Below are 7,051 nucleotides of genomic sequence, written 5' to 3' on the forward strand. Positions count from 1 at the left end.
CATGACATCTCAGCAGAACACTGTCAACGAGACCTACCGTGCCCTGGCCGTCCCCGTCACCGGGGGCGACCTGCACGTGGGCATCTGGGAGCCCGCCGACCCCACGGGCACTGTCCTGGCCATCCACGGGATCACCGCCAATCACCTGTCCTGGCCGTTCCTGGCCGCCGCCCTGCCGGACTATCGGATCGTCGCCCCGGACCTGCGCGGTCGCGCCGGCTCCTGCGGGCTGCCCGGCCCGTACGGGATGGAACAGCACGTCAAGGATCTGGTCGCGGTCCTGGACCATCTGGGGCTGGACCGGGTGGACGTGGTCGGGCACTCCATGGGCGCGTTCGTCGCGGTCGCCTTCCACCAACTGCAGCCCGAGCGCGTCAACAAGCTGATCCTGGTCGACGGTGGGATCCCGCTGCAGATGCCCGAGGGGGTCGACCCGCAGGCGGCGCTGAACGCCACCCTGGGCCCGGCCGCCGACCGGCTCAAGATGACCTTCGACTCGGTGCAGGCGTACCGCAACTGGTTCAAGCAGCACCCGGCGTTCACCACCTGGACCAAGCAGGTCGAGGATTATGTCGACTACGACCTGACCGGTACGCCGCCGCTGCTGCGTCCCTCGACCAGCATCGAGGCGATGACCGGGGACTCGATCGACATGCTCGGCTCGCAGCTGCTGCTCGACGGGGTGCAGAACCTGGGCCACGCGACCTGGCTGGTCGCCGAGCGCGGCATGTTCGATCAGCCGGACGGGCTCTACCCGAAGGACTACCTGGAGCAGTGGCGCCCGCAGCTGGAGGGCGTCCGGATCATTTTCGTCCCCGAGCTCAACCATTACACGATCGTGTTGAGCCCCGAGGGTTCGGCCACGATCGCCGACGCGGTCCGGACCGCCGAGCCCGCCTGAGGGTTCGCCGCACGCGCCAGGTCGGCGGCGCCGATCATCCCGGCGCCGCCGCCCAGGCGGGCGATCCGGATCTCCGGCAGCGGCCGGTAGTCCCGGCCGGTGAGGTTCTCGGCGAAGGCCGCGGCGGCCGGGTCCCACAGCAGGTCCCCGACCTCGCCGAGGCCGCCGGCCAGCACGAACCGGCCCGGGTCGAAGATCGCGGCCAGGTCGGCCAGGCCCCGCCCGACCCAGGTCCCGACGGTGTGGTAGATCTCCCGCGCGGCCGGGTCCCCCTCCCGGGCGGCCCGGGTGACCTGGTGGCCCTGGACGGCGTCGGGATCCCCGCCGGCCAATTCCAATAGCCGGGCGGCGCTGCCCGGCCGGAACCGGGCCAGTTCCCGGGCCTCCTGCACCAGCGCGGTGCCGGAGCCGTAGCGTTCCCAGCAGCCCCGCCGGCCGCAGCCGCAGCGGCGACCGTTGGCCTGCATCTCGATGTGCCCGATCTCGGCGGCGAACCCGTGGGCCCCGCGGAGCAACTGCCGGTCCACGATGATGCCACCGCCGATCCCGGTACCGAGGGTCACCACGACCAGGTCGTCCACCCCCTGCCCCGCACCGAACCGGTACTCCGCCCAGGCCGCGGCATTCGCGTCGTTCTCGAGCACCGTCGGCAGCCCGGTCCGGGTCTCGATCAGGTCCTTGAGCGGGAAATCGCGCCAGGCCACATTCGGGGCGAACATCACCCTCGCCCGGGCCCGATCGATCATCCCGGCCGCGCCGATGCCGACCGCGGTGACCGGATGCGCGGCGCGCACTTCGGTGATCGCCGCCGCGATCGACTCGCCGACCCCCGCCGGATCATCGGCCGGGGTCGCCCGGCGTACCTCGGCGAGCAGAGTGCCGTCGGCATCGACCACCCCGGCGGCGATCTTGGTGCCGCCCACGTCCACCCCGATGGTCAGGCCCATGCCCGTGTCCTCTCTAGCGGGTGCTGCCGTCGACCATGTCCTCCAACTCGACCCCACGGGTCTCCCGGACGACCTTCGCGACCACGATGAAGGAGATGATCGCAAACACCGCGTACGCCCCGTAAGCCACCCCCAGGTTGAACTCCTTCAGCGGCGGGAAGGTGACCGTGACCAGCCAGTTCGCGATCCACTGGGCGGCGCCGGCCAGCGCCAGGGCGGCACCCCGGATGCGGTTGGGGAACATCTCGCCGAGCATCACCCACATCACCGGCCCCCAGGAGACCCCGAAGAAGACCACGAACAGATTCGCCGCGACCAGGGCGATCGGACCGGCAGCACCGGTCAGCTGGGGCGTCAGCTCGCCATTGACCAGGACCTTGCTGGCGGTACCGAAGATCACCGCCAGGGTGCCCAGGGTGACGGCCATCCCGGCCGAACCGACCAGCAGCAGCGGCTTGCGACCGACCCGGTCGATCAGCGCGATCGCGACGACGGTCACCGCGACATTCACGATCGAGGTGGCCACCGAGATGGTGAAGGAGTCCGACTCGGAGAACCCGACCGACTCCCAGAGCACGTTGGAGTAGTAGAAGATCACGTTGATCCCGACGAACTGCTGCAGCACCGCGATCGCCAGCCCCACCCAGACCACCGGCAACAGACCCATTACCGGGCCGCGCAGGTCGCGCAGCGACGGCTTGGTCTCCGAGCGCACCGATTCCTGGATCCGGGCGAGTTGGCCGTCCACGTCGGCGGAGGGATCGACCCCGGCCAGGATCGCCCGGGCCTCGTCGGTACGCCCCTGCGCCACCAGAAAGCGCGGCGACTCCGGAATGGTGAAGGCACTGATGCCGTACACGATCGCCGGGATCGCCATCACCAGGAACATCCACCGCCAGGCCTCCAGCCCCCACCACAGCGGCTGCACCGACCCCCCGGCGAGCCGGGCCAAGAGCGCGTCGACGAGCAGGGAGAGGAAGATGCCGAGCACGATCGCCAACTGCTGCATCGAGCCCAGCCGGCCGCGGATCCGGGCCGGGGCGACCTCGGCGATGTAGGCCGGGGCGATCACCGAGGCGACCCCCACCCCGATCCCGCCGATCACCCGGAAGACGACCAGCACCGCGACGTGATAGGACAGCCCGGCCCCGATCGCGGAGATCAGGAACAGCAGCGCGGCCACTCGCATCACCGGCAATCGGCCGGTGCGATCGGCGATCCGGCCGCCGAAGAACGCCCCGACCGCGGCACCGAGCAGAGCCGCGGCGACGGCGAAGCCGAGCACGGCCGCGTTCCCGGTGAGTTGCTGATTGATGCCGCTGACCGCGCCGTTGATCACCGCGGAGTCGTAGCCGAACAGGAGGCCGCCCATCGCGGCTGCCGCGGCGATCCGGACCACACTGATCCGCGCCGGTGCTGAGGTTTCCGTCATTGGAGTTCCTTTGCAGACAGGTCGGGCCGGGTATACCGGCCCGACCAATCCACGCTAGTCCTCCGACCACCCCGCGCAACAGGGGGGCCTGCGTTGGCTCAGCGCTCGCGTCGCTCCGTGGGCTCCTCGAGGATGCTGCTCTCCTCCCAGAACGGGTCGTAGCCGCTGTCCGGCCGGACCCGCCCGGTCTCGATGTAATGGGCGTGCTCCTCGTGGGCCCGACGGATCAGGTCCATCAGTTCGGACTCCTCGCGGATCAGCGCACGCTTCTTGTCATCGAGCTCCTTGATCTGGCGCTCCTCGGCCAGCAGCGACCGGAAGGCCTCGGCCTTGACGGCGGGCTCCTCATCGGAGTTGGTGTCCAGGTAGAGCCGGGCGTGGCGTCGGGCATTGGCGACGTAGCTCTGGATCCGGCCCCGCGGACTGATCAGCGAGGCGATCACGGTGATGACCAGCACCCCGATGATGACCGCCAGCGACAGTCCGGTGCTGATCTCGACCACCTGCACCGGCTCCCCGCCGTTGATGAAGGGGACGTTGTTCTCGTGCAGGGCATGCAGGATCAGCTTCACCCCGATGAACGCCAGGATCGCGGCGAGGCCCCAGGTCAGGTAGACCAGGCGATCCAGCAGGCCGTCGATCAGGAAGTAGAGCTGACGCAGCCCCAGCAGGGAGAAGACCACGGCGGTGAAGACCAGGTAGGTCTCCTGGGTCAGGCCGAAGATGGCCGGAATGGAGTCCAGCGCGAACAGCAGGTCGGTGCCGCCGATCGACAGCATCACCAGCAGCATCGGGGTCAGCATCCGCTTGCCGTTGACGGTGGTGACCATCTTGTCGCCGTCATAGTGCTCGGAGGTGCGCAGGTACTTGCGGAAGAACCTGGTCATCACATTGTCGGCGTCGTCGTCGCCGGAGTCGGAGGAGAACTCCTCCGATACCTGCTTGCCGGCCATGAAGATCAGGATGGCGCCGAAGATGTAGAAGACCCAGGCGAACTGGTTGATCAACGCCGCCCCGACGAAGATGAAGGCGGTGCGGGCGATCAGGGAGAATGTGATCCCGAACAGCAGGACCTTCTGCTGGTCCGCCCGTGGCACCTTGAACGAACTCATGATGATCAGGAAGACGAACAGGTTGTCCACCGACAACGCCTTCTCGGTGATGTACCCGGCGAAGTACTGCTGGCCCCACTGATGACCGGCGATGACCCAGACCCCGACCCCGAACAGGATCGCGATCCCGACGTAGACCGCCGACCATTTGGCGGATTCCTGGATGGTCGGGATGTGGGCCTTGCGGACATGGAAGAAGTAGTCGTACAGCAGCAGGCCGATGATGCCCGCAACGGTCAGCGCCCAGACCCAGCCGGGCACCTCAAGGTGATCTGTCATTCTGTTGCGCTCCTGCGGCCGTCACGAGGCAGTTGTGATCGGCCACCGGTCGAGAAAAATCTTTCGGACGCATCCGCTGCCTTCATCCCGAAGCTGCAGCGAAGAGCGCAATGGACTCACCCAAACTAGTTGCCCGCCGTGGGATCGGGCAAATCCCCACGGCGGGCAGGAAGGGGAAACCTTACTCCGAGACCTGCTTGAGCAGATCCTCGAAGTTGATGACCTCCTCCTCGTCGACCCGGGTGACCGGCGTACGCCCGCACAGCGAATCGGCGAGCGCGGCCCCGGACTGGTCGATCCGGTGGCTCAGCCCGGCATCGCGACCCCAGTCGTCGGTGGCGGCGAAGATCGGCACCGGGATGACCTTGGCGCGCAGATAGAACATCAGCGGCACCATGGCCTGGTCGATCGCCAGGCTGTGTCGGGGGGACCCGCCGGTCGCCCCCAGCAGCACCAGCTTCTCGTTCAGCACGCCCTGCTCCAGCGCGTCGAAGAACATCTTGAACAGCCCCGAGTAGGAGGCGCTGAACACCGGGGAGACCGCGATCATCGCTTCGGCCCGGGCGACGGCGGCAAAGGCCTCCTCCAGGGCCACGCTGGGCACGTGGGTGACCATGTGCTGGACCAGGTCGGTGGCCAGGTCGCGCAGGTCGATCGAGACCAGGTGCACCTGATCGCCGGCGGCCTCCAGATGCTTGGTGACCGCCTGCCCGAGGCGCTCCCCCAGCATCTTGGTCGACGACGGGCTGCCGACTCCGGCGGTGACGACGACGACCTCACGCATGGACGGGCTCCTGGTCGGTGGGGGTGGCGAGCACGCGGGGGTGCTGCGGCGCGGTTTCGGGGATGTCGTCGGAGGTCCGCGCGGCGGCGTACCCGGCCCGCAGGTCGGGCAGGATCTCCCCGAGCAGGTCGAGCTGTTCCAGCACGGTCTTGGTCGGCAGGCCGGCGTGGTCGACCAGGAACAGCTGGCGCTGGTAGTAGCCGACGTCGTCGACCATGCCGAGGTAGCGCTCGAGGACCTGCTGCGGGGACCCGACGGTCAGCGGGGTCTGCGCGGTGAAGTCCTCCATCGACGGGCCGTGGCCGTAGACCGGCGCGACATCGAAGTAGGGCCGGAACTCGCGCACGGCGTCCTGGGAGTTCTTGCGCATGAAGAACTGTCCGCCGAGGCCGACGATCGCCTGGTCGGCGCGGCCGTGACCGTGGTACTCGAAGCGCCGCCGGTACAACTGCACCATCTGCTTGGTGTGCCGCATCGGCCAGAAGATGTTGTTGTGGAAGAAGCCGTTGCCGTAGTACGCGGCCTGCTCGGCGATCTCCGGGGAGCGGATCGAGCCGTGCCACACGAACGGGGGCACCCCGTCCAGCGGCCGCGGGGTCGAGGTGAAGCCCTGCAGCGGCGTGCGGAACTTGCCCTCCCAGTCGACCACGTCCTCGCGCCACAGCCGGTGCAGCAGGGCGTAGTTCTCCACCGCCAGGTTCAGCCCCTCGCGGATGTCCTTGCCGAACCAGGGATAGACCGGGCCGGTGTTGCCGCGGCCGAGCATGATGTCGACGCGTCCGTTGGCCAGGTGCTGCAGCATGGCGAAGTCCTCGGCGATCTTCACCGGATCGTCGGTGGTGATCAGCGTGGTGGCCGTGGAGAGCTTGATCCGCTCGGTCTGCGCCCCGATCCAGGCCAGGGTGGTGGTCGGCGAGGAGGAGAAGAACGGCGGGTTGTGATGCTCGCCCAGAGCAACCACGTCGAGGCCGACCTCTTCGGCGTGTTTCGCGATTTCGACGATGCCGCGAATCCGATCGTTCTCGGTGGGCTCGATCCCGGTGGTGGGATCGGGAGTCACATCGCTGACGCTGAAGATTCCGATCTCCATGACCGCCTCCTAAGTAGTTTCGATTTCAATCATTTACCGAAACCGGTCCGCGCTCAAATCTATTCCCTGCCTCAGTAGATGCCCCCGGTGGCCGACCAATTGATCGAACCGCCCTGGAACGGCTGGCTGCAGGTCAGGACGCCGCCGGGACTGCTGCAGGATTCGGAATCCAGCGGGTACCCGTAGCGTCCGTTCTCGGCGCCGGCGTCGAGCCAGGCGGAGCGGATCGCACCCCAGGACGGCTGGGCCCCGGTGGCGGCCGACCAGATGATCGCACCGCCGGTGAAGCCCTGCCAGCAGCCACCGTCGGCCAGCCCGCAGTACTCGGGCGTGGTCGGGTACCCCAGCCGGCCGTTCTCGGCCCCCAGCCAGGCCCAGGTCTCCCGAATCGCGCCCCAGGAGGGCTCCGCGCCGGTGGCCGGGGACCACAGCACTGCCCCGCCGGTGAACAGCTGGTAGCAGCCGCCGCCGGTCAGCCCACAGATCTCATCGCTGGTCGGGTACCC

General features: G+C 68.3%; 7 protein-coding genes. 1 reads left to right on the forward strand and 6 read right to left on the reverse strand.

All coding sequences use genetic code 11. The annotated features are described in order from the left end of the window. Position 1: 1 nt before the first annotated feature. On the forward strand, positions 2 to 901 hold the full coding sequence (locus G531_RS0116245; protein ID WP_026928040.1) for an alpha/beta hydrolase: 900 nt from the start codon (positions 2 to 4) through the stop codon (positions 899 to 901). Here the strand turns inward: G531_RS0116245 and G531_RS23380 are convergent. The 6 genes from G531_RS23380 to G531_RS23400 all read right to left on the reverse strand — a co-directional run. Then, complete coding sequence (locus G531_RS23380; protein ID WP_051215623.1) at positions 829 to 1,848, reverse strand: ROK family glucokinase; 1,020 nt, start codon at positions 1,846 to 1,848, stop codon at positions 829 to 831. The genes G531_RS0116245 and G531_RS23380 overlap by 73 nt on opposite strands. 13 nt (positions 1,849 to 1,861) lie before the next feature. Beyond that, positions 1,862 to 3,280 carry a sugar porter family MFS transporter gene (locus G531_RS23385; protein ID WP_035759417.1) on the reverse strand — a complete coding sequence of 473 codons (1,419 nt, stop codon included), beginning with the start codon at positions 3,278 to 3,280 and terminating at the stop codon, positions 1,862 to 1,864. 98 nt (positions 3,281 to 3,378) lie between these two features. Beyond that, positions 3,379 to 4,671, reverse strand: a complete 1,293-nt coding sequence (locus G531_RS23390) for a TerC family protein (protein ID WP_081684200.1) — start codon at positions 4,669 to 4,671, stop codon at positions 3,379 to 3,381. Positions 4,672 to 4,852: 181 nt separating this feature from the next. Continuing rightward, positions 4,853 to 5,455 carry a CE1759 family FMN reductase gene (locus G531_RS23395; RefSeq protein ID WP_035759419.1) on the reverse strand — a complete coding sequence of 201 codons (603 nt, stop codon included), beginning with the start codon at positions 5,453 to 5,455 and terminating at the stop codon, positions 4,853 to 4,855. Beyond that, positions 5,448 to 6,545, reverse strand: coding sequence for an LLM class flavin-dependent oxidoreductase (locus G531_RS0116270; RefSeq protein WP_026928041.1), 1,098 nt, complete (start codon positions 6,543 to 6,545; stop codon positions 5,448 to 5,450). Before G531_RS0116270 ends, G531_RS23395 begins: the two co-directional genes overlap by 8 nt. Positions 6,546 to 6,616: 71 nt before the next feature. Beyond that, positions 6,617 to 7,051: LGFP repeat-containing protein (locus G531_RS23400; RefSeq protein ID WP_035759421.1), on the reverse strand; the 435-nt coding region annotated here is incomplete at its 5' end.

Source organism: Granulicoccus phenolivorans DSM 17626 = NBRC 107789 = JCM 15570, from assembly GCF_000423085.1.
Classification (GTDB): Bacteria; Actinomycetota; Actinomycetes; order Propionibacteriales; family Propionibacteriaceae; genus Granulicoccus; species Granulicoccus phenolivorans.

What these genes read in the sequence shown, in the direction of transcription:
- G531_RS0116245 (WP_026928040.1), top strand. Translation starts at nt 2, where the DNA reads ATGACATCTCAGCAGAACACTGTCAACGAGACCTACCGTGCCCTGGCC.
- G531_RS23380 (WP_051215623.1), bottom strand. Translation starts at nt 1,848, where the DNA reads ATGGGCCTGACCATCGGGGTGGACGTGGGCGGCACCAAGATCGCCGCC.
- G531_RS23385 (WP_035759417.1), bottom strand. Translation starts at nt 3,280, where the DNA reads ATGACGGAAACCTCAGCACCGGCGCGGATCAGTGTGGTCCGGATCGCC.
- G531_RS23390 (WP_081684200.1), bottom strand. Translation starts at nt 4,671, where the DNA reads ATGACAGATCACCTTGAGGTGCCCGGCTGGGTCTGGGCGCTGACCGTT.
- G531_RS23395 (WP_035759419.1), bottom strand. Translation starts at nt 5,455, where the DNA reads ATGCGTGAGGTCGTCGTCGTCACCGCCGGAGTCGGCAGCCCGTCGTCG.
- G531_RS0116270 (WP_026928041.1), bottom strand. Translation starts at nt 6,545, where the DNA reads ATGGAGATCGGAATCTTCAGCGTCAGCGATGTGACTCCCGATCCCACC.